Here is a 25,449-nt window from a genome sequence, read left to right on the forward strand (position 1 = left end):
GGCCGGGAATAATAAACGGACCGCAGTCCGTTTACCTCCGTTAAGGCCTCCGGGCCGGTTCCATCAGCCACGCGCCGCCCCCGGCGCACACGAAGGAGACTCAATGTCCAGCACCACCGTCCTCACCCTCGTCGGCAGCCTCCGCGCCGGCTCCACCAACGCCCAGCTCGCCGAGGCGATCCAGCTCAACGCGCCGGAACAGGTGGAGGTCGTGATCCACGACAGCCTGGGTGACATCCCGTTCTACAACGAGGACATCGACGTCGAGGGTCAGGTTCCCGCCGCCGCAGCCGCCCTGCGCGCCGCCGCCAGCGAGGCTGACACGCTGCTCCTGGTCACCCCCGAGTACAACGGCACCGTTCCCGCCCCGCTGAAGAACGCCATCGACTGGCTGTCCCGCCCGTTCGGCGCCGGCGCCCTCAACGGCAAGCCCACCGCCGTCGTCGGCACCGCCTTCGGCCAGTACGGCGGCGTCTGGGCCCAGGACGAGGCCCGCAAGGCCGCCGGGATCGCCGGCGCCCGCGTCCTCGAGGACGTCAAGCTCGCCGTCCCGGGCTCCATGGTCCGCTTCGCCGAGGTCCACCCCAAGGACGACGCCGAGGTCGTGGAGCAGATCAAGGGCGTCTTCCAGGCGATCGAAGAGGCCCGCACCGCCGACGCGGCCTAATCTCCCCTGCCCCGGAAGCCCCCGGCCGGCCGCTCGCCGCCGGGGGCTTCCGTCTGCGCACGCTCTTGTGAACAAAAGTTTTCCCCATAACAACAAGCGCTGTATCCTGAGGGTGTGACCCACGAAACACTTGATGCCGCCGGCGCAGTCCTGCCGGCCGAGGCCATTGACGCAATCGAACGCGCGGCTACGTCCGCCCACCGCCACGAGGAACTCTTCTCGGAGCGCGCAGCAAACATCAAGCAATCGGCCGTGCGGGACGTCTTCGACATCTCCCTGCGGCCCGGGCTGGTCTCCCTCGCGGGTGGCAGCCCGTACCTCCAGTCCCTCCCGCTGGACCGGCTCGCGGAATCGGCGGCCCGGATCATCGCCGAGGAGGGCCTGACCGCCCTTCAGTACGGCGGCGGCCAGGGCACCGAGGAACTCCGCCGCCAGATCTGCGAGGTGATGGCCGCCGAGGGAATCCTCGACGCAGCCCCGGAGAACATCGTCATCACGGCGGGCTCCCAGTCCGCCCAGGACGTGGCCACCAAGGTCTTCTGCAACCCCGGCGACGTGGTCCTGGTGGAGGACCCCACCTACGTCGGCGCGCTGAACACCTTCGAGGCCTACCAGGTGGAGGTTGCCACCATTCCGATGGACGGCGACGGCATCGTCCCGGAGCAGTTGGAGGCGCGGATCGCCGCCCTGCAGGCCGAGGGCAAGAACATCAAGTTCCTCTACACCATCCCCAGCTTCAACAACCCCTCCGGCATCACCCTGGCAGCTGAGCGCCGGCAGCGGGTCGTGGATATATGCCGTAACGCGAATATCATCATCCTGGAAGACAACCCCTATGGGCTGCTGCGCTTCGACGGCCACCCGTTGACGCCGCTGCGGGCCGGGAACCCGGACGACGTCATCTACATGGGGTCCTTCTCGAAGATCTTCGCCCCCGGCCTGCGGATCGGCTGGGCGCTGGTCCCCGCGCACCTGCAGCGCCGCTACTACCTGGCCTCCGAGGCTGTCACCCTGTGCCCGCCGACGCTGAACCAGATGCTGGTCTCGGCCTACCTCCGCGACTACGACTGGCAGGGCCAGATCGCCACCTACCGGGGGCTCTACCGGGAGCGGTGCGAGGCGATGCTGGCTGCCCTGGAGGAGTACATGCCGGAGGGGCTCAGCTGGACCCGGCCCGAGGGCGGCTTCTTCGTGTGGGTCACCCTGCCGGAGGGCATCGACACCTACCCGCTGCTGCAGAAGGCGATCGACGCCGGGGTGGTCTTCATTCCGGGCGCCGCGTTCAGCCCCTCCGACGAGCCCTCGAACAAGCTGCGGCTCGCGTTCAGCGCCGTCCCGGCCGAGGCGATCGAGGAAGGCGTCCGCAGACTGGCGCCGGTCCTGCGGGAAGCCGTCGGGGCGTTGTAGCCTGAACTGATTGTCTGGCCCGCCTGAATTAGAGGAGACCTCATGTCCGGAATCATCGTCGTCGGCGTCGACGGCAGCGAGACTGCCCTGCGCGCCGCGCACACCGCGCGCGATTTGGCCGCCTCCCTCGGTGCCACCCTCCACGTTGTCAGCGCCTTCGACAGCGACCGGACGCAGGTGTTCGGCAGCGGCAGCGACCAGTGGATCGTCTCCGACGCCGGCGACGCCGAGACGGTCGCCAAGGGCGTGGCCGACAAGTTGCAGTCCGAAGGCACCCCCGTGACCTACTCCGCGGCGCGCGGCAAGCCCGCCGAGGCCTTGATCCAGGAGGCCGAGCGCACCGGCGCCCGGATGATCGTGGTGGGCAACCGGCGGATGCGCGGCCTGGGCCGCGTGCTGGGGAGCGTTGCGAACAGCGTGGCCCACAACGCCCCCTGCGACGTCTACATCGCCAAGACCGACTCGCCGGAATAGCGGCGCCGGCCGCCCGGGCGGCTCAGGTTTTACGGCCGGCTCAGGCCTGCGGCGCCGGGTGCGGATTCTTCAGCACCCGGCGTAGGATCTTGCCCGACGCCGACTTCGGCACCGCGTCGATGAACTGCACCCGGCGGATCTTCTTGAACGGGGCGACCTTCGCGGCCACGAAGTCCTCGACGGCCACCTCGTCCAGCGCGTCGCCGTCGGGCCCGGGCTGGCGCACCACGAAGGCCATGGGAACCTCCTGGCCGTCCTCGTCGACGCTGCCGATCACGGCGGCGTCCGCGATGCCCGGGTGGGTCAGCAGCAGCGCCTCGAGCTCGGCCGGGGCGATCTGGTAGCCCTTGTACTTGATCAGTTCCTTGAGCCGGTCAACGATCGTGACCAGTCCGTCGGCGCGGACCGTGGCGATGTCCCCGGTGTGCAGGAACCCGTCCGCGTCCAGGGTGTCCGCGGTCTCCTGGGGCCGGTTCAGGTACCCGAGCATCACGTTCGGGCCGCGGCACAGCAGGTGTCCGGGTGCGCTGGTGCCCTCGGCGGGAATCTCGATCTCCTCCCCGGTGGCGGGATCCACCAGGCGGCACTCCATGTTGGGGACCGTGAAGCCCACCGAGCTGACCGGGACGTCGACGGCCTCTAGGGGCGTCACGTGTGAGATCGGGCTCATCTCGGTCATGCCGTACCCCTGAAGCACCCGGCAGCCCAGGCGCTCGGCGAGCCGGGTGCCGAGTTCGCCGTCCAGCGGCGCCGCACCGGACATGGCGGCGCGCACGGACCCGAGGTCGTACTCGGCCACCATGGGGTGCTTGGCCAGGGCCACGGCAACGGGCGGGGCGATGAAGAGGAAGCTGCAGCGCTGCTCCTGGATCAGCCGGAGGAACTCCGCGAGGTCGAACCTGGGCATGGTGACCAGCCGGGCACCTTCGCGCAGGGCCAGGTTCAGCAGCACCGTCAGGCCGTAGATGTGGAAGAAGGGCAGGACCGCCAGGACCCGGTCCTCGGCGGTGACCCTGAGCAGGTTCCGGGACTGTTCGACGTTGGCCACCAGGTTGCGGTGGCTGAGCATCACCCCCTTGGGCCGGCCGGTGGTGCCGGAGGAGTAGGGCAGCACGGCGATGTGCCTGGCCGGGTCGAAGCTGACCTCGGGGACGGGCTCCCCGGCGGTCAGCAGGTCCCCCAGCGAGGGGTGGCCCTCGGCGCCGTCGAGAACCACCAGCCGCGCGGCGGGAATCCCCGCCTCTTGGGCCGCGGCGCGTGCGGCCGGGAGCAGCGCCGAGACGGTGAAGAGCCAATCTGCGCCGGCGTCGTCGAGCTGCTTGGCGGTTTCCTCGGCCGTGTACAGGGAGTTGACAGTGGTGACGGTGGCGCCGGCCCGCAGCAGGCCGTGGAAGACGACGGCGAAGGCCGGGGTGTTCGGGCAGAGGATTGCCGCGACGCCGCCCACGCCGAGGCCCCGGGCCGCAACGGCTCCGGCGACGGCGTTGACCCCGTCGCGCAGTTCCCGGTAGCTGGTCTCCGCGCCGCTGCTTCCGTCCACCAGCGCCACCTTGTCCAGGGCGGCGTCGTCGAGGCCGGCAAAAAGATAGTCGTAGAGGCTGACGTCGGGAATGTCTACGGCGGGGAACGGACTCCGGAACACCACTATCTCCTTTGATCGGTGAGGACCGCACCGCGGCGGCTGGTGCCACTCTAATGCCGCGGAGCGCCGGCGGACAGGAGGGCGGCACTTTGACCGCCGTCACGGTGGCCAGTGGGCAGTCTCACCCGGCTCCGGTCCGGGCCGGCGGTGGGCGCGGCGGTAAAATGGGAGGTGCCCCCGACGGTGCGGACAGTCCTATCCGCCCACGTTTCCGGGAGAATCCCTTGCCTGCTCTGCCTGCTTTGCAACGCCGCCAGCTCGTCGGCCACGACATCCTGCTGGCCCGCCACGGCAACCACATCAGCGCCATGCGGGTGGACCGCGCCGCCGGCCGCGTGGTGGCCTACCTCGACGACGGCAGCGTGGACTCGGCGCCGAACCTGATTTCCCCGTCGCTGCAGATGCCGGCGACGGTGCGCAGCGTGCTGCGGGAGGACTGGAAGTTCCTCTCCATCGTCACCGGCGCGAGCTTCGGCGTGGCCGGCACCATGTTTGCCGCGGCCATCGCCGTCGCGAACTGGGGCGGCAGCCGGGTCATCGGCCAGCTCCTCTCCGGTTACTCCGGAGCGTAGAGCCTCCAGGCGGTTCTGTCTGTCTAAAGGGTAGGGGCGGGCGCCTAGGCGACCGCCCCTTGCCGTTAATCAGACCCGGTGAGCCGCGTCTGGTGAGGCGCGGCCGACTAGTCGAGCAGCAGCGCCGGTTCCTCGAGGATCGAGGCGACGTCAGCCATGAAGCGGGCCGAGAGGTCCCCGTCCACCACGCGGTGGTCGAAGGAGCCGCCGAGCGTGGTGATCCAGCGCGGGATGACTTCGCCGTCCAGTACCCACGGCTTCTGCTTGATGGTTCCGAAGGCCACGATCGCCACCTCGCCCGGGTTGATGATCGGGGTGCCGGTGTCGATGCCGAGGGCGCCGATGTTGGTGATGGTCAGGCTGCCGCCCTGCATCTGGGCCGGCTGGGTCTTCCCGGCGCGGGCCGTGGTGGCCAGCTCGTTCAGCGCCAGCGCCAGTTCCTTGAGCGAGAGGTCCTGGGCGTTCTTGATGTTCGGCACCATGAGCCCGCGCGGCGTGGCCGCGGCGATGCCCAGGTTCATGAAGTGCTTGACGTGGATCTCCGCGGAGTCGCTGCCGTCCTTGGCGTCCACCCAGCTGGCGTTGACGCTGGGGTTTCGCGCCGCGGCCCAGATGACGGCCTTGGCCAGGATCAGCAGGGGCGAGACCTTGATGCCCTCGAAGTCGCGGGAGGCCTTCAGCCGCTTGACGAACTCCATGGTGCGGCTGGCGTCCACGTCGACGAAGATGCTCACATGCGGGGCGGCGAAGGCCGACTCGACCATGGCCCGGGCGGTGGCCTTGCGGACACCCTTGACCGGGATCTTCTCGATCCGCTGTTCCTGCGGCCGGCCGGTCTTGCCCCAGAAGGTGTCCGCCTTGTCCAGCTCGGCGTCGCGCTGGGCCTGGTAGCTGACCAGGTCCTCGCGGGTTACCTCGCCGCGGGCGCCGGTGGGGACGACGTCGGCCAGGTCGATGCCGAGGTCGCGGGCGATCTTCCGGACCGGCGGCTTGGCCAGGACCTTGGAGACGAGGCCGGTGATGGCTCCGCCGAGGGTGGGGCGCGGGTCGGCCCCGGCAACGGGCGCCTGGGGCCCGCGTCCGGAGTGGCTGACGGCTGCCGGGTCGATCCAGATGTCGTGCGACTCGACCGGCTCGGCGGGGGCTGCGGCCGCGGCGGTGGCCGCGGGGGCTGCGGGGGCGGAGGTCCGGCGGCGGCGCTTCACGGCGTCGGCCTTGGGGCCGGAGCCAACCAGCGGGCCGCCGGCGGGGCGGCCGTCGGCTTCTGCGGCGGGCTCGGCGTCGCCGCCCGGGGTGAGCGTGCCATACATCGGAGCCGGTTCCGGTGCCTCCGGCGCCTGTGTAAGGTCGGGGGCGGGCGCCGCGGAAGCCGCCGGTGCGGGTGCCGTGGGGGCGCCGGCGTCGGCCACGCTGATGATGGGGGTGCCGACGTCGACCGTCACGCCCTCGGCGACCAGCAACTCCGCAACCGTCCCGGCGTACGGCGACGGGAGTTCGACGATCGACTTGGCGGTCTCGATCTCGCAGAGGATGTCGTTGACGGCCACCGTGTCGCCGGCCTTGACCTTCCAGGAGACGATTTCGGCCTCGGTCAGGCCCTCGCCGACGTCCGGGAGGTTGAACTTGTTTACGGTCATGGTGCTCCCCGTCAGTAGGCGAGGGCGCGTTCGAGCGCCTCAAGAATGCGGTCGATGTCCGGCAGGTAATCTTCCTCGACCTTGGCCACCGGGTAGGGCATGTGGAAGCCGCCGACGCGCAGCACCGGCGCCTCCAGGGAGTGGAAAGCCCGCTCGCTGACACGCGCCGCGATCTCGCCGCCGATGCCGCCGAAGGTGGGGGCCTCGTGTGTGACGATCAGCCTGCCGGTCTTCTTCACGGACGCGGTGACGGTGTCGAAGTCGATCGGTGAGATGGAGCGCAGGTCGATCACCTCGACGCTGTGCCCGTCCTCGGCCGCGGCGTTGGCGGCGGCGAGGGCCACGGGCACCAGCGGGCCGTAGGCAACCACCGTGGCGTCGGTTCCCTCGCGCAGCACATGGGCGGCAAATGGGTCGGCGGAGCGGCCCGGGGCGGCGGTGTCGACGTCGCCCTTGAGCCAGTAGCGGCGCTTCGGCTCGAAGACGATCACCGGGTCCTGGCAGTCGACGGCCTGCTGGATCATCCAGTAGGCGTCGTGCGGGTTGGACGGGGTGATGATCCGGATCCCGGCGGTGTGCGCGAACAGTGCCTCGGGCGACTCGGAGTGGTGCTCGATCGAGCCGATGCCGCCGCCGTAGGGGATGCGGATGACCACGGGGACCGTGAGGTTGCCGTTGCTGCGCGAGTGCATCTTGGCCAGCTGGGTGGTGATCTGGTTGAAGCCCGGGAAGACGAAGCCGTCGAACTGGATCTCGCAGACGGGCCGGAAGCCGCTGAGGGCCAGGCCAATAGCGGTGCCGATGATGCCGGATTCGGCCAGCGGGGTGTCGACGACGCGGTCGGCGCCGAATTCGCCGATCAGGCCGTCGGTGACGCGGTAGACGCCGCCGAGGGGTCCGATGTCCTCGCCCATCAGCAGGGTGCGCGGGTTGCCGGCCAGGGTGGCGCGCAGCCCCTCGTTGATGGCCTTGGCAATGGTCATGGTGGTCATCGGCTGGCTGCCCCGTCTGTCGCTGTGCCCTGTGTCCCGGAGTCCTCGGCGTCCGCCGCCTCATCGGCGAAGCCGGCGCTGTAGTCCTCGAACCAGGCCAGTTCCTCGGCCACCAGGGGGTGGGCCTCGGCGTAGGTGTTCGCGAAGGCCTGCCGGATGTCCGGGGTCTCCAGGTCGTGGGTGGTCTTGCGGACGTACGCGGCGAGCTCGTCGCCGTCGGCCTTGACCTGCTCAAAGAAGGCGTCGTCCGCGAGACCCTCGGCCCGCAGGTACTTCTCGAGCCGCTCCAGCGGATCCTTGGCCCGCCACTGCGCCTCCTCCTCGGAGCCGCGGTACTTGGTGGGGTCATCCGCCGTGGTGTGGGCGCCCACCCGGTAGGTGAAGGCCTCGATCAGCACCGGGCTCTCGCCCCGCCGGGCCCGGTCCAGGGCCCATTCGGTCACGGCGTGCACCGCGATGACGTCGTTCCCGTCCACCCGGATGCCCGGGAAGCCGTAGCCCTTGGCGCGGTTGGAGAGCGGAATCCGGGTCTGCACCGTGGTGGGGACCGAGATGGCCCAGTGATTGTTCTGGCAGAAGAAGACCACGGGGGCGTTGAACGAGGACGCGAAGACCATCGACTCGTGGACGTCGCCCTCGGAGCTGGCGCCGTCGCCGAAATAGACCATGACGGCGGCCTTCTCCCCAGTGGGGTTCAGCTTCTGCTCGCGCTGGACGCCCATGGCGTAGCCGACGGCGTGCGGCGTCTGGGCCGCCAGGACCAGCGTGTACAGGTGGAAGTTGGTGTCTTTGGGGTTCCAGCCGCCGTTGGACACCCCGCGGAACTGACACAGCAGCTCGGCGAGGTCCACGTTGCGTGTCAGGGCGACGCCGTGTTCCCGGTAGGTGGGGAAGATGTAGTCCTGCGGCTGGCTGGCCCGGCCCGAGCCGATCTGCGCGGCTTCCTGTCCGGTCAGCGGCACCCAGAGGGCCAGCTGGCCCTGGCGCTGCAGCGCGGTGGCCTCGACGTCGAACCGGCGGATCTTGGCCATGTCCGCGTAGAAGCCCTTCAGCTTCCCGGCATCCAGGCGGGCGGCGTACTCGGAGAACACCGGGTCCGTCCCCAGCGTCCCGTCCGGGCGCAGGAGCTGGACCATGGGGACGTCGGGGTCACCCAGGACAGCCTCGGCCTGCGCCTCGCGGCGGTCATCCGTGTCGGTTCCGTCGAACTCGGTGGAGGGCAGTTGTGTACCCATACCGTCTCCTTGCCTGCCGCATCCGGGGCGCTGCACTCGGTGGTAAATATGCCACACCAGGAATACATCCCGGTTCCGGCATACATGATGGCTTACTCGTCCCCACAGTACCCTCCGCGGGCGGCCGCAGGGGGTGATGCTTACCGCTAGGAACGCTGCGGGGCTTTTGTATAGTTCGCACACAGTTCGAGGAAGCGGGTGTTGGCTTCCGTCTCGCCGATGCTGACCCGCACACCCTCGTCACCGAAGGCCCGGACGGAGAGCGCCTGCTCCCCCGCCAGTGCGGCAAATTCGCCACTGTTGGCCCCGAGGTTCAGCCACACAAAGTTGCCCTGGGCCTCGGGAACGAACCAGCCGAGGTCCCGCAGGCCTGCCGTTACCCGGTCCCGTTCGTCGACCAGGCTTTGTACCCTTTCTACAACCTGGTCGTAGTACTGGAGGGAGGCGACGGCGGCGTCCTCACCCAGCTGGGATACGGCGAACGGGGTGGCCGTGACGCGCAGATGCTGGGTCAACCCGGGCTGGGAGACGCTGTAGCCCACCCGGAGGCCGGCCAGGCCGTGAGCCTTGGAGAAGGTCCGGAGCACCACCACGTTGGGGAATTTGCGGTACATCTCGATGCCGTCCACGGCGTCCTCGGCCCGGACGAACTCCTGGTAGGCCTCGTCGATCACGACGACGACGTCCGCGGGCACGGCGTTGAGGAACCGCTCCGTCTCTTCGGAGGTGAGGATGGGCCCGGTGGGGTTGTTCGGGGTGCAGAGCAGGATCATCTTTGTCCGGACAGTGACGGCGGCGGCCATGGCGTCCAGGTCGTGGCGTCCGTCCGCGGTGAGCGGGATTCGGACGCTCTCGGCACCGGCGAGGCCGACGCTGATGGGGTAGGCCTCGAAGGAGCGCCACGCGTAGATAACTTCGTCGGCCTTGCCGTCGTCGTTCTGGCCGGCGAAGGTGGCCAACAGCTGGTTAAGGGCGCCGAGGCTGCCGGCGCCGGTGACGATGTCCTCGGCCGGGACGTCGAGGAAGTCGGCGAGCGCGGCGCGGAGCTTGCTGCTGAGCGGGTCCGGGTAGCGGTTGAAGTCGGTCCGCGCCGCGATGGCCTGCTGCACTGCAGGGATCGGCGGGAGCGGGTTTTCGTTGGAGGAAAGCTTGTAGCTGACCAGCCCCTCGACGGGAGCCGGCGGCTTGCCGGCTGCGTATCGGGGAAGCAGGTCTACCACCGGCCGCGGGCGGATTCCGCCGGCCAGGCTGTCAGAAGAAGTCATGCCCCCTAGCCTACGACGCCACCCTGCCCGTGCGTCCGGTGATGTGACAGCATGGGGCCATGCGCTCTCTCTTTGTGCGGGTCATCGTCAATGCCCTGGCCCTCTGGGTGGCTAGCTGGATCCTGCCGGGACTGAATATCTCCACCACGGCCACCACCGGCGCCGTCGCGGACCAGGGGGTCACGCAGGGCACGGAGACCATCGGCATCATCCTGGCCTACCTGTTTATCGGCCTGATCTTCGGCCTGGTCAACGCCTTCGTCAAGCCGCTGGTCAGCCTGCTGTCACTGCCGATCACCATCCTCACCCTGGGCCTGTTCACCGTTGTGATCAACGCGGCCATGCTGTATCTGACGGCCTGGCTGAGTTCCTACACGCCGGTGCACTTCACCATCGACTCCTTCTTCTGGACCGCCGTCCTGGCCGCCATCATCGTGACCCTGGTGTCGCTGGTGGCCGGCCGGCTTCCCGGTGGCCGCCGCTGACCATACCGCCGGCGTCGGCCCCGACGCTCCCTCCCCCCGCTGGTACGGGACGCGCCTCGCGGCGGAGCGCGAACCGGGTGACGGCCGCCGTCCCGCCCGTACCCACCACGGCCGCGAGCGCGGCGGTGGACGCCTGCAGCGACGGGTCACGGGAGGCTTCGACGGCGGCGGCTCCGGCCTCGTAGTTCTCCAGCCGGTGTCCCGGCCCCAGGCCGAAGTCCTTTGGCGCCGGGACGCTCAGGGCGTTGGTCAGGGTGGCCGTGACCCGGTCGCGGGTGTCCGCGTTCGGGGCGCCGTCGGCCCCGGGCACCCAGTCCTCCCGGTGTTCCAGGTGCAGGCTGCTGATCCCCGGGGCGGGGCTGATCCCGCCGACCGGTGACCCGGCCGTCAGGACGTACTTGAGGTCGAATTCGGCCAGGAATGCCTTGTCCCGGCTGAGGTTCATGGCGTGGATGCCGCCCTGGCTGTAGCCGACGGCCACCAGCTGATCGCCCGCCTCCGCGCCGGCCTCGCGCAGTGCGCACCTGATGGCGGCTGTTGTTTCGACGGAGTCATAGCCCAGCGCCTCCGCGATGCCGGCCGTGTCGAAGGGGTTGGTTCCGGCGGGAAGACCGCCCAGTTGCGTCCCCGGGACCAGCACCACCCAGGCAGGGCCGCCGGCGGCATCGACCCTGATGACCTCGATCTCACCCGGCGTCCGGTCCACGTCCTCGGTGCGGCGCAGCAGTCCGGCCGGCGTCAGGTCCACGGTTTCGGTGCTGGTGCCCCCGGCGGTGGCCGAGACCGGACGGGGCTTGAGGAAGCCGAGCCCGGGCTCGTCCGTCAGCGCCCTGACCAGGCCACCGATCGAGGCCGACCCGGGAACCCCGGCGAGCGCTCCGGCCAGCGGGAGCGGCAGGCCCAGCAGCAGCGCCAGGCTCCCCGGTGAGGCGAGCCCGGTTTCGAACCGGTCGCGGACCCCGGGGAGGCCCAGAACCCCGCCGGCGGATCCGTACTTGGGTCCGGCCAGGCCCATCCTCAGCAGCAGGGCGTTTCGGGCCTCGGTGAACTCGTAGTCCCGGTGGCTGGCCCGGACCTGGGCGGCGATGTGTTCCAGCTCGGCCCGGACCCTGCCGATCCCCCGGCCTGCCTCCCCCACAGCGGTGATGGCTTCGCTGCCGCTGCGGTAGGCGTCCTGCTGATAGGGGAACAGGGACCGGCGGATCCCGTCCGCCTCCGCTTCCACGGCGTAAAGGTCCCGCACCGAGGCGTCCAGGGCTGCCGCGCCGGCCAGCAGTTCTTCGAATTGGAAGGCCACGCCGCCCACCCCGCCGCGGATGCGGAGCATGCCGTCCGGGGGCGGGGCCACCGGGCGCGGTACCTCGCCGGAGCCTGCCGGGCTGAGTTCCGTCATCAGTGCCCGTCCTCTCAAAACCCGGACCGGCCGGGGGCGAGGGCCACCAACCGGGCGTGGGCCAGCACCGCCGACGAGGCCTCGAGCAGGCCATCCCGGGCCCGTCGGAGCGAGGCCGCCTGCAGCGAGAGCGTCACCCGGTACGCCCGCCCGGCCGGCGACTGCCAGGTCTGCAGCTCCAACCGGGCCAGCGCCGCCAGGACGGCGTCCGCCTGCCCGGCGCATCCGGCCACCCGGGCCGCGAGCCGCTGCACCTCGGCGCTGCGGGAGGCGCAGGCCGCCGCGTCCCCGGCCAGCACGGTTGTGGACGTCATCGCGCATCCCTCCTTTCTCCGGCTTAAGCCGGCTTCCTCGTGTTCTCTGCCGTGTGTTCTCTTCCTGGGGTTGCCTCCTGCACACCCCGGCCACAGAACGACGCTAGGGCCACGCACCGGGGGCGGACACGGCACGGTGCGGCTATGTGGACAACGGGCTGCGCCCCGCCCGGGCGGCTGTCATACCACCGCCCGGCTTCGGCCCCGGCGGCACTTCGTGAAAGAATCGGACCATGCCTGAAACTGCTGCCACAGCTGAGACCCGCACGCCGTCCGGACGCCTGGCCCTGGCCGCCTCCGGCACCCCCATCGCCCTGGGACCGCTGGACGGCCGCTACCAGTCCGCCGTCGCGCCTTTGGTGGACTACCTCTCTGAGGCCGCGCTCAACCGCGACCGCGTCGCCGTCGAGGTCGAATGGCTGATCCACCTGACCGGCAACAACGTCCTGCCCGGCGCCGGCCCGCTGTCCGCGGAGCAGCAGCAGCAGCTGCGGGACATCGTCACCGAGTTCGATGCCGCCTCGGTGGCCGAACTCGCCGAGATCGAGGCCGTCACCGTCCACGACGTGAAGGCCGTCGAGTACTACATCGGCCGCCGCCTGCCCGGCATCGGGATCGAGCACCTGACCGCGATGGTCCACTTCGGCTGCACGTCGGAGGATATCAACAACCTCTCCTACGCGCTCGGCATCAAGGGCGCCGTCGAGGATGTCTGGCTGCCCGCCGCCCGCACGCTCGTGGGCCAGATCGGCGCCATGGCCGAGGCCAACCGCGCCGTCCCGATGCTCTCCCGCACCCACGGCCAGCCCGCCACCCCCACCACCCTGGGCAAGGAACTGGCCGTCATCGCCCACCGCCTGACCCGCCAGCTGGACCGGATTGCGCGCACCGAATACCTGGGCAAGATCAACGGCGCCACCGGCACCTACGCCGCGCACGTCGCCTCCGTCCCGGGAGCCGACTGGGAAGCCGTCGCCAAGGGCTTCGTCGAGGGCCTCGGCCTTACCTGGAACCCGCTGACCACCCAGATCGAAAGCCACGACTGGCAGGCCGAGCTGTACGCCGACGTCGCCCGCTTCAACCGGATCCTGCACAACGTCTGCACCGACATCTGGAGCTACATCTCGATCGGCTACTTCGCCCAGGTCCCCGTGGCCGGCGCGACGGGCTCGTCGACCATGCCGCACAAGGTCAACCCGATCCGCTTCGAGAACGCCGAGGCGAACCTGGAGATCTCCTCCGGCCTCCTGGACGTGCTCGGCTCCACCCTGGTGACCTCCCGCTGGCAGCGCGACCTCACCGATTCCTCCTCGCAGCGGAACATCGGCGTCGCCTTCGGCCACTCGCTGCTGGCGATCTCCAACGTCGCCAAGGGCCTGGACCGCCTGGACGTGGCAGAGAACGTGCTGGCTGCGGACCTGGACACCAACTGGGAGGTCCTCGGCGAGGCCATCCAGATGGTCATGCGCGCCGAGGCAATCGCCGGCGTGCCGGGCATGGAAAACCCCTACGAACGACTCAAGGACCTGACCCGCGGCCAGCGGGTGGACGCCGCCCGGATGCAGGAGTTCGTCCAGGGCCTGGGCCTCTCCGCCGAGGCGGAATCACGCCTACTGGCGCTCACCCCGGGCCGCTACACCGGCATCGCGGACAGGCTGGTCGATCACCTGGCGGACGGCCGCTAGGTCATTCACGTCGAATTAACCTTCCGGCACATCCGCGTTTACGCCGCCGTCGAGGACCGGCCAGTCGTATCGTGGATTCTGGGACTGTAACCGACACGAGGAGACTCCCTTGCCGAGCGACATAGCGTCGACCGCACGGACCGTTCTGACCGACCCGGACCCCCTGGCGCCGGACGCCCCCGAATCTCCGGGGGCGGACGACGCCGCGTTGAGCCTGATGAGCTTCAACATCCGCTGCGATACCAACCACACCCTCCCCGGCCAGGCCGACTACTGGCCGGAGCGGGCGCCGGCCCTGCAGGCCGTGCTCGCCGAGGAACTCCCGGACGTCCTGGGCATCCAGGAGGGCCTCGGGCACCAGCTGGCGGTGATCGAGGAGGCGCTCCCGGACCACTACCGGATGATCGGACAGGGCCGCGACGGCGGCAGCCGCGGTGAGTACTCCTGCATCTTCTACAACTCCCGGCGCCTGCTGCTGCAGGCCTGGGACCAGTTCTGGCTCTCGGACACCCCGGACGTCGCGGGATCCGCCACCTGGGGCAACGACACCACCCGGATCGCCACCTGGGGCCGGTTCGAGGACAGCAGCACCGGCCGGGAACTGATGGTCCTCAACACGCACTTCGACCACGAGTCGGAGAACGCCCAGCTGCGCAGCGCCGAGGCCATCATCGACCACACGGCCCGCTTCGAACCCGGGCTGCCCACCGTGGTGATGGGCGACTTCAACGCCCGCGCCGGCGCCTCCGGGGCATACTCCACCCTGGTGGACGGCGGCCCGTTCCGGGACTCCTGGCTGGTCGCCAAGCGGCACCTCACCCCGGCGTACGGCACCTTCCCGAACTACAAGGACCCGGTGGTGGGCGAGAGCCGCATCGACTGGATCGCCGTCACCCCCGGCATCCAAGTGGCCGACGCGGCGGTCAACACCTTCCGCCTCGACGACCGCTACCCCAGCGACCACGCCCCGATCCAGGCCACCGTCCTCATCCCCTGACGCCCGGCTCCCCTCGCAGGGTGCGGCGGTAAAATTCGGGCTATGAGGCTCCTCCTGATCAGGCACGGCCAGACGCCGGGCAACGTGCTCGGCCAGCTCGACACGGCGCATCCCGGCCCCGGCCTGACCGAGCTGGGCGAACGGCAGGCGGAGGCCCTGGCCCGTTCCCTGGTGCGGCTGGAAATCAGCCGGCTCTACGCCTCCACGCTGATCCGGACCCAGCTGACCGCCGCCCCGCTGGCCGGCCGCCGCGGACTCGATGTCACGGTCCTGGACGGGCTGCACGAGATCGAGGCGGGCGCGCTGGAGAAGCTCACCGACCGGGAGTCCCACCTGCGCTACCTCGGCACGGTGTTCGGTTGGGCCGCGGGCGAGCTGGACCGGCGGATGCCGACCGGACCCAGCGGCCACGACTTCCTGGCCCGGTTCGACGACGCCGTCGACCGGATCGCGGCGGCAGCTGCCGGGCCCCGGGGCGGGGCGTCCCCGGGGAGCACGGACGACGGGAGCATGGACGACGGCGGCACGGTCGCCGTCGTCAGCCACGGCGCGGCAATCCGGGTCTGGACCGCCCTGCGCGCGGAGAACGTCGACGCCGGGTTCGCGGCCCGGCACGTGCTGGCCAACACCGGCATCGTGGCCCTGGAGGGCGGCCCCGCGGAAGGCTGGCGGATGGTCCACTGGGACGGCAGCCCCGTGGGCGGCCTGGCCCTGGCCGACCCGACGGCGGAGGACCCGGCCGGCGGCCCCGCCTGAGGTCCGTTCGGCCTCCACGCCCTCCGCGCCGTCACCGCCCCAAGTTCTCCCATCCCTTACCTGCGGGAAACACCGTGGAAACCACCGCTTCCTAGCCTTGGACTGCATAACCCTTCGGTGAAACGAGGCAACGATGCAGACCAACCCGCGGCTTCACATCAGGCAGGTGCCCTGGGCCAACCCCGTGGGCGCAGACCTCCGGGCCGCCCAGCAGGCCGAACTGGACGCACGCTTCGGCCGCCCGGACCACGAGCCGGGCCCGGTACCCTCCGAGTCGGACTCGGCGGTGTTCCTCGTCGCCTATGACAAGGGCTCGGGCCAGCCGGTGGGCTGCGGCGGGCTGCGCCTCCTGGACTCCCGGACCGCCGAGATCAAGCGCCTCTACGTCCTGCCGTACACCCGCGGTTCGGGGGTGGCGAGCTCCATCCTGGCGGCACTGGAGGGCCACGCCCACGCCCTTGGCATCACCAGGCTGACGGCGGAGGCGGGCTCGGTACAGACCGACGGCCGGCAGTTCTACGCAAACTCGGGGTTCGCCCCGGTGCCGAATTTCGGGCCCTACATCGGCGTGGAGCACTCCTTCTGCTACGCCAAGGCCATCGATTCCCACAGCGCGGCCCACACTGCGATGGCCTGATCCTGCTGTTCACGGGGGATTCATCCCCCGGGCCCGAAGCGTTCCGTTCCGTCGGCAAGACTCGACACCCATGGCCGGCGGATTTATCGATTCGTTAGGCATAAGCGCCCATTTCCTCCGTCGGCGGCTATAGGCTGGCCCGACCATGCCCTAACGTCGATACGAAACGAGTCCGCCCGTGCGCCAGATGAAGACCATGCTCGCCGCCGCCATCGCCGTCAGCCTCCTCGCGGGGTGTGGCTCAGGGGCCGCGGCCCCCGGGAATTCATCGGCAGCCCCCGCCGGACCGCCCGCTACCGCACCCTCCGGGCCGCCGTCGGGGGAAACACTCGTCGTCTATACGAACTCCAACGGCGAGGGGCGCGGCGACTGGCTGACCCAGAAAGCCGCCGAGGCCGGTTTCAAGATCCAGATCGTCGGGGCCGGCGGCGCCGACGCCACCAACAAGCTCATCGCCGAGAAGAACAACCCGGTGGCCGACGTCGCCTTCGGGCTGAACAACATGTACTTCGAGCAGGTCAAGGCCGCCGGAGCGATCGAGCCGTTCACGCCCTCCTGGTCCGGCGAGGTTGACCCCGCCAAGGGCGACAAGTCGGACTCCAAGACGTACTGGCCGCTGGTCCAGCAGGCCATCCTGCTCGGCTACAACTCGGACAAGTACAGCAAGGACCAGGCCCCCAAGGACTGGACCGACCTGTGGACCCAGGACAAGTTCAAGTCCCGCTACGAACGCGTGACCGGGCTGGGAACCGCCACCGCACAGCTGGTGTTCGCCGGCATCCTGAACCGCTACAAGGACGACGGCGGCGACCTGGGCGTCTCGGACGAGGGCTGGAAGCAGATCGAAGGCTACTTCAAGAACGGCACCCCGGCCGTCGCCAAAACGGATCTCTTCGCGCGGATCGCCTCGGGTGACACGGACATGGGCCAGATGCCCTCCTCGATCATTCCCGACCGGGAGAAGTCCTTCAACGTCAAGGTCGACACCGTGATGCCGTCCGTCGGCGTGCCGCTCGCGATCGAACAAGTCGCGCTCGTGAAGGGGTCGAAGAAGAAGGACGAGGCGCTGAAGTTCATCAACTGGTTCGGCAGCGCCGAGACCCAGGGCCAGTTCGCCCAGAAGTTCAACGCCATGCCCGTCAACACGAAGGCGGCGGCCCAGGCCAACCCCGAGGTGGTCGACTTCTTCAAGAACCTCAAGCAGCAGGACATCGACTGGGGATTCGTCCAGGCGAACATGGGCAAGTGGGTCGAGAAAATCGAACTCGAATACATGAGCTGACCCCCGGGGCCGGCCCGGCAGCTCCACCGGGCCGGCCCACCCGCTTTAACCCCAGGTTTTCCGATCCCGCAGGAAAGACAGATGCCATGATCCGCTTTGAAAACATCGAGGTAACTTTTGGCGGCTTCACCGCCATCCCGGGGCTGAACCTGGACGTGAAGCAGGGCGAGTTCTTTACGCTCCTCGGACCCTCCGGCTGCGGGAAGACGACCGCGCTGCGCACCCTCGCCGGCTTCATCGATCCCACCGCAGGCGACGTCTACGTCGACGGCAAAGCGGTGACCCGGCTGCCCAGCGACAAGCGCCAGGTCGGTATGGTCTTCCAGAACTACGCGCTGTTCCCGAGCATGAGCGTCTGGGAAAACATCGCCTTCGGCCTGCGGGTCAGGAAAGAGAAAGGGGCGGAAAGCGACCGGCTGGTCCGCGACATCGCCCGGCGCGTGGATCTTTCCGAGGAACAGCTCGGCAAAAATGTCGCAGAGCTCTCCGGCGGCCAGCAGCAGCGCGTCGCCGTCGCCCGGGCCCTGGTCCTCCAGCCCAAGATCCTGCTGCTCGACGAACCGCTCTCGAATTTGGACGCCAAGCTTCGGCATCAGCTCCGTCAGCAGCTCAAGGACCTGCAGAGCGAATTCGGCATCACCACCGTCTACGTCACGCACGACCAGGATGAGGCCCTGGCCATGAGCGACCGCGTCGCCGTCTTCAACAAGGGCGTCGTGGAGCAGGTGGGAACGCCGCAGAGCATCTACGACCAGTCGGCCACCGAGTTCGTCTGCAATTTCATCGGCGACAGCTCACGGCTCAGTCCCGCCTTCGTGGCCGAACTGAACCGGCAGTCCCCGTCCGCGGCCCTCGACCCGGCCGCCAATTCGTACCTCCGGGTGGAGAAGGCCTCCCTGGAACGGCCAGCGGACGGCGAGGCGGCCGCCGTCGAGGGCACCGTCGTTTCCCGGACCTACCACGGCCTGCACAGCCGCTACGTGGTCGACTGCCTCGGTTCGGAGCTCCGCCTCCTGGTCCGGGAAGACGGCGGCGCGCACCCCACCACCGGCGGACGGGCCACCGTGTACGTCCAGCCCGCCCACGTCCTTCAGTACGATCCCGGGACCGGCGCGTCCCTGGACGTCCCCCAGCGGGAAGCCGTCCGGCCGTGACCCGGTCCAGTACCGCCGGCAGCCCCCGGAGCATGCTGCGGTCTCCGGCGGTCCTGATTGCCGGGATCATCCTGACCTGGTTCATTGCGGCGTTTCTCGTCTGGCCCAACGCCAATGTCCTGGTCCAGACGTTCTTCCCCGACGGAAAATTCTCGGGCCGTGCCGCAGAGAAACTGTTCTCCTCGCCGCGGGCCATGAAATCCCTCGGCAACAGCTTCCTCCTGGCCGTCGCGCTTTCCATCACCGTCAACGTGGTGGGCATCTTCATCGTCCTCGTCACCCAGTACTTCAAGATCCGTGGTTCCCGCATCCTGTTCCTGGGCTACGCCACCACGTTCATCTACGGCGGCATCGTGCTCGCCGCAGGCTACAAATTCATCTATGGCGACAAGGGAATCGTCACCGGTTTCCTGGCCTCGGTGATTCCGGACCTGGACCGCGGCTGGTTCTCGGGTTTCTTCGCCGTGCTGGCCGTGATGACGTTCGCGACCACCACCAACCACATGCTGTTCGTGACCAACGCCCTCAAGGGGGTGGATTACCAAACCATCGAGGCCGCCAAGAACATGGGCGCCTCCACGTGGACCATCCTGCGGCGGATCGTCCTGCCGATGCTCAAGCCGACTCTTTTCGCGGTGACGGTGCTGTCCTTCCTGACCGGGCTCGGGGCCCTCTCCGCGCCTCAGGTCCTGGGCGGACGCGACTTCCAGACCATCACTCCGATGATCCTGACCTTCACCAACAGCCCCACCTCACGGGACCTCGCCGCCCTGCTGGCCCTCATCCTGGGGGTGGCCACCATGGTGATGCTGGCGATCATGACCCGGCTGGAGAAGGGCGGCACCTACTTCTCTGTCTCCAAGGTCTCCGCGGGCCTGCAGAAGCAGCAGATCACCAACCACGCGGCGAACGCCGTCGTCCACGCGATCGCCTACCTGCTGTTCGCCGTGTACGTCCTGCCCGTGGTCCTGATCGTGCTGTATTCCTTCGCCGACGGCGCCGCGATCCAGTCCGGGCGCCTGGACCCCGGCAGCCTGACCCTGGAAAACTACGCCAGGGTGCTGACCCAGCCCGCGGGTTTGCGGCCGTTCCTGATCAGCATCACGTACAGCGCCCTCGCCGCGGTCATTGCGGTGGGCGGACTGCTGTTTGTGGCCAGGACCCTGCAGAAGTACCGCAACTGGGTCAGCACCGCGTTTGAGTACCTCCTGCACATCCCCTGGATCCTGCCTGCCGCGCTGCTGGCGCTGGGCCTGATCCTCAGCTACGACCATCCGAACCCGCTGGTGGGCGGCGCCGTGCTGACCGGAACCACGGTGATCCTGCTGATCGCCTTCGTGACGGTGAAGATCCCCTTCACGCTGCGGATGCTCAAGGCGTCCTTCGCGGCGGTCAATACCTCCCTGGAGGAGGCGGCGGGTCTCATGGGTGCCCGGACCCTCTACATTTTCCGCCGCATCCTGCTGCCCATCGTGCTCCCGGCCGCCGCCGCTGTGACCGCGCTGAACTTCAACAGCATGCTCGATGACTACGACACGGCCATCTTCCTGGCCCACCCGCTGTACCAGCCCCTGGGCCTCATCATTAAGGCCAACACCGACGGCGCCGAGGGGGTCGAGGGGGTCGCCAACACCTTCGTTTACACCGTCCTGCTGATGGTGATCACGGGCCTGACGATGTACCTGGTGTACGGCCGGGCCGGCCGGAAGCCGGGTCAAGGGAGCAGGCGGCCGGGACGGGCTCCGGCCGCGGCGGTGCCGGCGTCCGGGCAGCCGGGCCCGGCCGCCGGGCCGGTGTCACCGGGCGGAACCCCGGCGGGGGCTCCGGCGGTGCTGGCGGACGAACCGGAGGAGCCGGCCCGGCTGCCCTAAGCCGACTGGCCCGAAGGGGTTGCCCTGAGCGGGTTGCCCCGGGCCGCGCCCCGGGACGCCGTCCTACCGCGCCGACGGCCAGCCGGTGTAGGCCTCGGCGAGGTAGGCGCGGCCGTGCCGGGAGGACACCACGGAGTTCAGCTCGCCCAGCTGCCGGGCCCGGGCGAAGTCGTCCGCACCCTCGGGGGTGTGCAGCATGGAGGTCATCCAGTAGGAGAAGTGCTGGGCCTTCCACACCCGGTCCAGGGCGCGGCTGCTGTAGCGGTCCAGGAGAGCCTCCGACCCGGTCTTGTAGTAGCTGTCCAGTCCCTCGAACAGCACCCGGACGTCAGCGATGGCGAGGTTGAGGCCCTTCGCCCCGGTGGGCGGCACCGTGTGGGCGGCATCCCCGGCCAGGAACAGCTTCTTGTGGCGCATCGGGGCCTGCACGAAGCTGCGGAACTTCAGCACCGTCTTATCCAGCACCGGACCTTCCTTGAGCTCGAAACCGTTGCCGTTCACCCGGCTGCGGAAGGTCTCCCAAATCCGCTCGTCGCTCCAGTTGTTGACGTCCTCGCCCGGATCGCACTGGAAGTACATCCGCTGCACCGTCTCGGTGCGCTGGCTGATCAGCGCGAAGCCGTTCTCCGAGTTGGCGTAGATCAGCTCCTCCGAGCTACGCGGTGCCTCGGCCAGGATGCCGAACCAGGCGAACGGGTACTCGTGGAAGTACCACTTTCGGTGCGCCTCCGGGATCTGCCCGCGGCAGTGGCTGCGGGAGCCGTCGGCGCCGACGATGAACTCCGCCCGGAGCTCCACCTCGGTGCCGTCAACGTCGGTGAACCAGACCCGGGGGTCGCCGTCGAGGTCGTGGATGGCCGTGTCCGTGACTCCGTAGCGCACGTCTCCGCCGTCGGCCTCGCGGCGGGCGGCAAGGTCCTTGAAGACATCGGTCTGGGGGTAGAGCCACACCGATTCTCCCACCAGGTCATGGAAGTCGATGCGGTGGCTCTCGCCGTTGAAGCGCAGCTCGATACCGTCGTGCCGGTCCCCGTCGGTGAGCACCCGGTCCGAAACACCGCCGTCCACCAGCAGGTTGACGGTGCCGTGCTCCAGGATCCCGGCACGGACGGTCTCGGCGATCTCTTGCCTGCTGCGCAGCTCCACCACCGTGGACTCGATCCCTTCCCTGGCCAGAAGGTGGGAGAGCATCAGGCCGGCGGGGCCGCCGCCGACGATGGCCACCTGCGTGCGGACGACGTGCCGTGCCATGGGTTCCTCGCTTCGTTGCGGGGTCCGGGCGGGCCCGGGGCGGGCGCGGCGCACAGACCGGATCATCACTGCCTCCCAGTGTGCCGCACGGGCGTGACCGGCGTTACACCTGTTCCGTTGAATGGATCGAGGATGCGCGGGTCTCCCCCAGCCGCCGGCCGATGCCCCGCGCGGCGGTCTGCAGCGCGGGTAACAGCGCCTGGAGCCGCATCTCGCGCACGGGAACCACGACGCCGAGCGCGGCCACCGCGCGCTTCCGGGCGTCCCGGACCGGAACCGCGATGCCCCACGTGTCCGGATCCACCACGCCGGAGAGCTCGGCGTAGCCCTGGGCGGCGGCCTGGGCCAGCAGCGAGCGGAGCCCGGCAACACCCACCTTCCCGGCGGGATCGGCGAAGTCGCGCAGGTACGCCGCCTGGCGGGCGGGCGGCTGGTGAGCCATCAGCACCAGCCCGGCCGAGGAGAGGTGCACGGGCATCCGGCCGGCCACCTTGGCCCGGTTCGCCACCGAGCCGCGCCGGGAGAGTCGTTCGACGAAGAGGGCCTCCGCCCCGTCCAGCACCGCCAGGTTCACGTTCTGGTTCAGCACCTGCTGAATGTCCTCCATGAACGGCATCGCCGCCTGGCGCAGGGCCAGGGTGGGCGAGTTCCGGTTTACCAGTTCCCAGAGCCGCAGCCCCAGCCGGACCGACCCGCCGGCACCGAGTTCCAGCAGCCCGTGCCCGGCCAGCTGCCGGATCAGGCGGTGTGCGGTGCTCAGCGGCAGCCCAGCGCGGGCGGCGAGTTCGGAGAGCTGCAGCGCATCCGAACCCTCCGGGATGGCCTCCAGCAGGCGCACCACGCGGTCCACCACCGAATCACCCGATTCGGAATTGGCCATGCCCCACGCTCCCGCCGTCGACGTTTCCTGCTAGCGACCAGTCTTCCACTGCCGCCACAGGGCGGGCGCCAGGACGACGGCGACGCCCACCACGGCGCCGATTACGGTCTCGAAGAGCCGGTCCCGGAGCAGCACGCCGGCCGGGACGGGCGCCACCAGGAGGGTGGAGATAAGGGCCAGCGGCGTGACGAAGAGCTGGGCCACCAGATACTGGCGGGCGATGAACATTTCCGCACCGAACTGGCAGGCGGCGATCACCAGCACCGTCAGCCAGGGTTCGGGCTGCAGCAGCAGGATCGCCGCGAGCAGCGCCAGGCCCAGGGCGGTGCCCAGGATGCGCTGCAGGCCGCGGCTGATCCGGTGCCGGGTGGTGTGGCCCACCAGGGGCACGACGGCGGCCACCATGGCCCAGTAGTTGTGGCCGATGCCGAGGCGCTGGCCGATCACCGTGGCCAGGATCCCGGCCAGGCCCGCGGCCACGAGGTAACCGACGGCCTCCTGCCACGCCGCACGACGCTCCGGCCCGGTCAGGCGGACGGGGGCGGACCAGTTCCACGGCCGCCGCCGGCCGGGAACCACGCGGGAGGACATGCCCACCAGGAGCGAGAAGGCGACCGTCAGCACCGCCACCAGCATGCCCTGCCAGAGCGGCGGCTGGTGCGGGACGGAGGCGATCGCCGCGAAGGCGAAGATGTGAAACAGGGATCCCGCCGGGCGGAGCCGCCACAGGGAGACGATGAGCGAGCAGGCGCCGGCCACCAAGGTGGTCGCCGCAACCTGCAGCCAGATCCGCCCGGCCGGCGTGAACGCGGGCAGCGCGCCGGCGTACGCGGTCAGGGCGGCCAGCAGGATCACGGCGAGCATCAGCGTTCCCGCGCGCAGCTGCAGCACCAGCCGCCGGCCGTGCGGCTCGTTACGTCCGTAGATTCCGGCGAAGGCGCCGAAGGAGGCGAAGATGGCCAGGTCCAGCCGCTGCAGCAGCACCAGGGTGATCAGCGGGACGAAGACGCCGACGGCGCAGCGGAGCGCGGGGTGGTGGTCCTTGTTGGCCGGGCCCATGGTGAAGAACATGGCGAAGAAGTCGGCGAACGGTGCGCGGCGGTCCGCGGCGGATGAGGGATGCACGGGGTGTGAGGGGCCTTCCTTTGCCATTCGGTGAAACGACGGCGGCACTGGCATCCCTGACGAGCTTACGCCCGGAAGGTCCCCGCCGCCGCCTCAATTTCCGATCAACGGAAGACCCGGAGCGTGCTTCCGGTGGTAGCGTCGAGCGGTTGAAACACCCGTACGGCAGCATTCCCGGAGGACCCCATGCTCAAAGGATTCAAGGACTTCATCCTGCGCGGCAACGTGATCGAACTGTCGATCGCCGTCGTCGTCGGTACCGCGTTCACCGCCCTGGTGACCGCCTTCACCACCAACATCATCAACCCGATCATCGCGGCCGCGGGCGGCGTGGAGGCCCAGGGCCTCGGCTTCCACATCTGGCCGGGCAACGAGAAGACGTTCGTCAACGTGGGCGCGGTGCTGACCGCGTTCGTCACCTTCCTGATCACCGCGGCGGTGGTGTACTTCATCTTCGTGGCGCCGATGAACCGGATCAACAGGATGGTCAAGAACCGGCTCGCGACGGCGGAGCCGGAGGAGAAGCCGCTCCCGGCGGACACGGCCCTGCTGGCCGAGATCCGGGACCTGCTGACGGTGGTGGCCGGGGCGTCCCGCGACTCCCGGGACGTCCCGGCCGAGCCCCGCTAGCGGCCAGGCGCCTCTCGCTAGGCCTGCGCGGCCTTCGTCATCCGGATGGTCAGCGCCTCGTGCTCGACGGCCACGCTCAGGTGCTTGGCCTTGCCGATGTGGTCGCCGTCGAGCTGGAATTCCTGCTCCTGGTCGAGGCTGATTTCCGCGGTTTTGCCGACGAAGTACTCCACGGCCTTGTTCTTGTTGTTCTTGCGGCCGAACATGCCGGCCAGCACGCTGAACCAGCCGAGCCGGCCCTGCGGGGCGAGGATCAGGACGTCCAGGATGCCGTCGTCGATCTTGGCGTCCGGGAACACCTCGATGCCGCCGGTGATCTTGCCGCAGTTGCCCACCATGACGCTGCGGATGCGGCGCCGGACCGGCTGCTGTCCGTCGACGCTGATCCGGGCGCGGACCGGCTTGCCGGGCAGGTGCCGGATGCCGGCCTCGACGTAGGCCAGCCAGCCCACCCGGTCCTTGAGCTCGTCGACGGTGTTGGCCATGATGGCCGCGTCGTATCCCAGTCCGGCCATGACCAGGAACAGCTGCTCGTCCCCGCCGTGGTCCAGCCGCGCCTTGACGACGTCGACCTTGATGTCGGAACCGGCCAGGACGTCCCGGCTGGCCGCGACCGGGTCGGTGATGTCGACCCCGATGTTGCGGGCCAGCAGGTTGCCCGTGCCCATCGGCACCAGGCCCATCGGGGTGCCGGTGCCGGCGAGGACCTCGGCGACGCACCGGACGGTGCCGTCCCCGCCCGCGGCGATGACGACGTCGACGCCGGCCTCCAGGGCCTCCCGCGCCTGGCCCAGGCCGGTGTCCTCGGCGGTGGTCTCGAGCCAGAGCGGTTCGGCCCAGCCCTCCGACTCGCAGAGGTCATAGAAGGCGGTCTTGAAGTCCTCGCCGGAGGATTTCATCGGGTTGATGACGACGGCGGCGCGGCGGGTCGTCGAGGCGTCCCCTGCCGGGCTGGTCTGTGCGGAATGCTCCGGGGCCGGGGTGGCCTGGGTCGCGGCATTGTTCTGTGGCATGTCGTCCTTCGGGCAGCGTGGCGGGATGGCTCCCGCAGTGAAATCCTATCCGCGCCGCCCCGCTATCCCGCACAGCGGGGGCGCG

The 25,449-nt window shown here is 69.5% G+C and carries 24 protein-coding genes; 13 read left to right on the forward strand and 11 right to left on the reverse strand.

Annotated elements, in window-relative coordinates; translation table 11 throughout:
- Positions 1-103: 103 nt before the first annotated feature.
- From ACFUCU_RS04185 to ACFUCU_RS04195, 3 genes are all read left to right on the forward strand, one after another.
- On the forward strand, positions 104-667 hold the full coding sequence (locus ACFUCU_RS04185; protein ID WP_290257221.1) for an NAD(P)H-dependent oxidoreductase: 564 nt from the start codon (positions 104-106) through the stop codon (positions 665-667).
- 114 nt (positions 668-781) lie between these two features.
- A complete protein-coding gene (locus ACFUCU_RS04190; protein WP_377970892.1) occupies positions 782-2,074 on the forward strand; it encodes a PLP-dependent aminotransferase family protein in 1,293 nt (430 codons plus the stop codon).
- Positions 2,075-2,116: 42 nt separating this feature from the next.
- Positions 2,117-2,548, forward strand: a complete 432-nt coding sequence (locus tag ACFUCU_RS04195; RefSeq protein ID WP_377970894.1) for a universal stress protein — start codon at positions 2,117-2,119, stop codon at positions 2,546-2,548.
- A 40-nt stretch (positions 2,549-2,588) separates the two neighbouring features.
- On the opposite strand, the gene ACFUCU_RS04200 is transcribed toward ACFUCU_RS04195, so the two are convergent.
- On the reverse strand, positions 2,589-4,190 hold the full coding sequence (locus tag ACFUCU_RS04200) for an AMP-binding protein (protein WP_377970896.1): 1,602 nt from the start codon (positions 4,188-4,190) through the stop codon (positions 2,589-2,591).
- 233 nt (positions 4,191-4,423) lie between these two features.
- Here ACFUCU_RS04200 and ACFUCU_RS04205 point away from each other — a divergent pair, with 233 nt between their 5' ends.
- The gene (locus tag ACFUCU_RS04205; RefSeq protein WP_377971322.1) at positions 4,424-4,762 is read left to right on the forward strand and encodes a hypothetical protein; all 339 of its coding nucleotides are present in this window, start codon (positions 4,424-4,426) and stop codon (positions 4,760-4,762) included.
- Positions 4,763-4,869: 107 nt separating this feature from the next.
- Here ACFUCU_RS04205 and ACFUCU_RS04210 read toward each other — a convergent pair whose 3' ends face one another.
- The 4 genes from ACFUCU_RS04210 to ACFUCU_RS04225 form a co-directional block, all read right to left on the reverse strand.
- Positions 4,870-6,399 (reverse strand): dihydrolipoamide acetyltransferase family protein, encoded by a 1,530-nt coding sequence (locus ACFUCU_RS04210; protein WP_364138293.1) that lies wholly within the window; start codon positions 6,397-6,399, stop codon positions 4,870-4,872.
- 11 nt (positions 6,400-6,410) lie between these two features.
- Positions 6,411-7,391 carry an alpha-ketoacid dehydrogenase subunit beta gene (locus tag ACFUCU_RS04215; protein WP_377970898.1) on the reverse strand — a complete coding sequence of 327 codons (981 nt, stop codon included), beginning with the start codon at positions 7,389-7,391 and terminating at the stop codon, positions 6,411-6,413.
- A complete protein-coding gene (gene pdhA / locus ACFUCU_RS04220; RefSeq protein WP_377970900.1) occupies positions 7,388-8,626 on the reverse strand; it encodes a pyruvate dehydrogenase (acetyl-transferring) E1 component subunit alpha in 1,239 nt (412 codons plus the stop codon). The genes ACFUCU_RS04215 and pdhA overlap by 4 nt, the downstream gene beginning before the upstream one ends.
- Positions 8,627-8,772: 146 nt before the next feature.
- Positions 8,773-9,891, reverse strand: coding sequence for a histidinol-phosphate transaminase (locus ACFUCU_RS04225; RefSeq protein WP_377970901.1), 1,119 nt, complete (start codon positions 9,889-9,891; stop codon positions 8,773-8,775).
- Between the two features lie 59 nt (positions 9,892-9,950).
- On the opposite strand from ACFUCU_RS04225, the gene ACFUCU_RS04230 reads away from it, so the two are divergent.
- Entirely contained in the window at positions 9,951-10,376 is a 426-nt protein-coding gene (locus tag ACFUCU_RS04230; RefSeq protein ID WP_290257213.1) for a phage holin family protein, read from the forward strand.
- Here ACFUCU_RS04230 and ACFUCU_RS04235 read toward each other — a convergent pair.
- On the reverse strand, positions 10,321-11,769 hold the full coding sequence (locus tag ACFUCU_RS04235) for a hypothetical protein (RefSeq protein ID WP_377970902.1): 1,449 nt from the start codon (positions 11,767-11,769) through the stop codon (positions 10,321-10,323). The two genes, ACFUCU_RS04230 and ACFUCU_RS04235, sit on opposite strands and share 56 nt — an antisense overlap.
- Before the next feature lie 14 nt (positions 11,770-11,783).
- Positions 11,784-12,083, reverse strand: coding sequence for a hypothetical protein (locus ACFUCU_RS04240; protein WP_290257211.1), 300 nt, complete (start codon positions 12,081-12,083; stop codon positions 11,784-11,786).
- A gap of 233 nt (positions 12,084-12,316) precedes the next feature.
- Between ACFUCU_RS04240 and purB the strand changes: the two genes are divergently transcribed.
- From purB to ACFUCU_RS04275, 7 genes are all read left to right on the forward strand, one after another.
- Complete coding sequence (purB, locus tag ACFUCU_RS04245; protein ID WP_377970904.1) at positions 12,317-13,768, forward strand: adenylosuccinate lyase; 1,452 nt, start codon at positions 12,317-12,319, stop codon at positions 13,766-13,768.
- Positions 13,769-13,877: 109 nt separating this feature from the next.
- Entirely contained in the window at positions 13,878-14,765 is an 888-nt protein-coding gene (locus ACFUCU_RS04250) for an endonuclease/exonuclease/phosphatase family protein (RefSeq protein WP_377970905.1), read from the forward strand.
- A gap of 42 nt (positions 14,766-14,807) precedes the next feature.
- A complete protein-coding gene (locus ACFUCU_RS04255) occupies positions 14,808-15,521 on the forward strand; it encodes a histidine phosphatase family protein (protein WP_377970906.1) in 714 nt (237 codons plus the stop codon).
- A gap of 133 nt (positions 15,522-15,654) precedes the next feature.
- Positions 15,655-16,158, forward strand: a complete 504-nt coding sequence (locus ACFUCU_RS04260; protein WP_377970908.1) for a GNAT family N-acetyltransferase — start codon at positions 15,655-15,657, stop codon at positions 16,156-16,158.
- Between the two features lie 187 nt (positions 16,159-16,345).
- Positions 16,346-17,440: an extracellular solute-binding protein gene (locus ACFUCU_RS04265; protein WP_377971324.1), complete on the forward strand. Its 1,095-nt coding sequence runs from the start codon at positions 16,346-16,348 to the stop codon at positions 17,438-17,440.
- 86 nt (positions 17,441-17,526) lie between these two features.
- A complete protein-coding gene (locus ACFUCU_RS04270; RefSeq protein WP_377970910.1) occupies positions 17,527-18,594 on the forward strand; it encodes an ABC transporter ATP-binding protein in 1,068 nt (355 codons plus the stop codon).
- Between the two features lie 32 nt (positions 18,595-18,626).
- The gene (locus ACFUCU_RS04275; RefSeq protein ID WP_377971326.1) at positions 18,627-20,465 is read left to right on the forward strand and encodes an ABC transporter permease subunit; all 1,839 of its coding nucleotides are present in this window, start codon (positions 18,627-18,629) and stop codon (positions 20,463-20,465) included.
- A 63-nt stretch (positions 20,466-20,528) separates the two neighbouring features.
- Here the strand turns inward: ACFUCU_RS04275 and ACFUCU_RS04280 are convergent, their stop codons facing one another.
- From ACFUCU_RS04280 to ACFUCU_RS04290, 3 genes are all read right to left on the reverse strand, one after another.
- Entirely contained in the window at positions 20,529-21,716 is a 1,188-nt protein-coding gene (locus ACFUCU_RS04280; RefSeq protein ID WP_377970911.1) for a 4-hydroxybenzoate 3-monooxygenase, read from the reverse strand.
- 103 nt (positions 21,717-21,819) lie between these two features.
- Complete coding sequence (locus ACFUCU_RS04285; RefSeq protein ID WP_377970913.1) at positions 21,820-22,596, reverse strand: IclR family transcriptional regulator; 777 nt, start codon at positions 22,594-22,596, stop codon at positions 21,820-21,822.
- A 30-nt stretch (positions 22,597-22,626) separates the two neighbouring features.
- Positions 22,627-23,655, reverse strand: a complete 1,029-nt coding sequence (locus ACFUCU_RS04290) for an FUSC family protein (protein WP_377971328.1) — start codon at positions 23,653-23,655, stop codon at positions 22,627-22,629.
- 252 nt (positions 23,656-23,907) lie between these two features.
- On the opposite strand from ACFUCU_RS04290, the gene mscL reads away from it, so the two are divergent.
- A complete protein-coding gene (gene mscL / locus ACFUCU_RS04295; RefSeq protein ID WP_377970914.1) occupies positions 23,908-24,351 on the forward strand; it encodes a large conductance mechanosensitive channel protein MscL in 444 nt (147 codons plus the stop codon).
- A 17-nt stretch (positions 24,352-24,368) separates the two neighbouring features.
- Here mscL and ACFUCU_RS04300 read toward each other — a convergent pair whose 3' ends face one another.
- Positions 24,369-25,364, reverse strand: a complete 996-nt coding sequence (locus ACFUCU_RS04300; RefSeq protein ID WP_377970916.1) for a diacylglycerol/lipid kinase family protein — start codon at positions 25,362-25,364, stop codon at positions 24,369-24,371.
- Positions 25,365-25,449: the final 85 nt, after the last annotated feature.

The organism is Arthrobacter sp. NPDC057259 (assembly GCF_042668995.1).
In the GTDB taxonomy this organism is placed as follows: Bacteria; Actinomycetota; Actinomycetes; order Actinomycetales; family Micrococcaceae; genus Arthrobacter.

Coding starts and splice junctions, on each gene's coding strand:
- ACFUCU_RS04285 (WP_377970913.1), bottom strand. CDS start 22,596: ATGGCCAATTCCGAATCGGGTGATTCGGTGGTGGACCGCGTGGTGCGC.
- ACFUCU_RS04235 (WP_377970902.1), bottom strand. CDS start 11,769: ATGACGGAACTCAGCCCGGCAGGCTCCGGCGAGGTACCGCGCCCGGTG.
- ACFUCU_RS04185 (WP_290257221.1), top strand. CDS start 104: ATGTCCAGCACCACCGTCCTCACCCTCGTCGGCAGCCTCCGCGCCGGC.
- ACFUCU_RS04230 (WP_290257213.1), top strand. CDS start 9,951: ATGCGCTCTCTCTTTGTGCGGGTCATCGTCAATGCCCTGGCCCTCTGG.
- ACFUCU_RS04275 (WP_377971326.1), top strand. CDS start 18,627: ATGCTGCGGTCTCCGGCGGTCCTGATTGCCGGGATCATCCTGACCTGG.
- ACFUCU_RS04300 (WP_377970916.1), bottom strand. CDS start 25,364: ATGCCACAGAACAATGCCGCGACCCAGGCCACCCCGGCCCCGGAGCAT.
- pdhA (WP_377970900.1), bottom strand. CDS start 8,626: ATGGGTACACAACTGCCCTCCACCGAGTTCGACGGAACCGACACGGAT.
- ACFUCU_RS04260 (WP_377970908.1), top strand. CDS start 15,655: ATGCAGACCAACCCGCGGCTTCACATCAGGCAGGTGCCCTGGGCCAAC.
- ACFUCU_RS04270 (WP_377970910.1), top strand. CDS start 17,527: ATGATCCGCTTTGAAAACATCGAGGTAACTTTTGGCGGCTTCACCGCC.
- ACFUCU_RS04210 (WP_364138293.1), bottom strand. CDS start 6,399: ATGACCGTAAACAAGTTCAACCTCCCGGACGTCGGCGAGGGCCTGACC.
- ACFUCU_RS04225 (WP_377970901.1), bottom strand. CDS start 9,891: ATGACTTCTTCTGACAGCCTGGCCGGCGGAATCCGCCCGCGGCCGGTG.
- ACFUCU_RS04265 (WP_377971324.1), top strand. CDS start 16,346: ATGAAGACCATGCTCGCCGCCGCCATCGCCGTCAGCCTCCTCGCGGGG.
- ACFUCU_RS04215 (WP_377970898.1), bottom strand. CDS start 7,391: ATGACCACCATGACCATTGCCAAGGCCATCAACGAGGGGCTGCGCGCC.
- mscL (WP_377970914.1), top strand. CDS start 23,908: ATGCTCAAAGGATTCAAGGACTTCATCCTGCGCGGCAACGTGATCGAA.
- ACFUCU_RS04255 (WP_377970906.1), top strand. CDS start 14,808: ATGAGGCTCCTCCTGATCAGGCACGGCCAGACGCCGGGCAACGTGCTC.
- ACFUCU_RS04195 (WP_377970894.1), top strand. CDS start 2,117: ATGTCCGGAATCATCGTCGTCGGCGTCGACGGCAGCGAGACTGCCCTG.
- purB (WP_377970904.1), top strand. CDS start 12,317: ATGCCTGAAACTGCTGCCACAGCTGAGACCCGCACGCCGTCCGGACGC.
- ACFUCU_RS04280 (WP_377970911.1), bottom strand. CDS start 21,716: ATGGCACGGCACGTCGTCCGCACGCAGGTGGCCATCGTCGGCGGCGGC.
- ACFUCU_RS04240 (WP_290257211.1), bottom strand. CDS start 12,083: ATGACGTCCACAACCGTGCTGGCCGGGGACGCGGCGGCCTGCGCCTCC.
- ACFUCU_RS04290 (WP_377971328.1), bottom strand. CDS start 23,655: ATGGGCCCGGCCAACAAGGACCACCACCCCGCGCTCCGCTGCGCCGTC.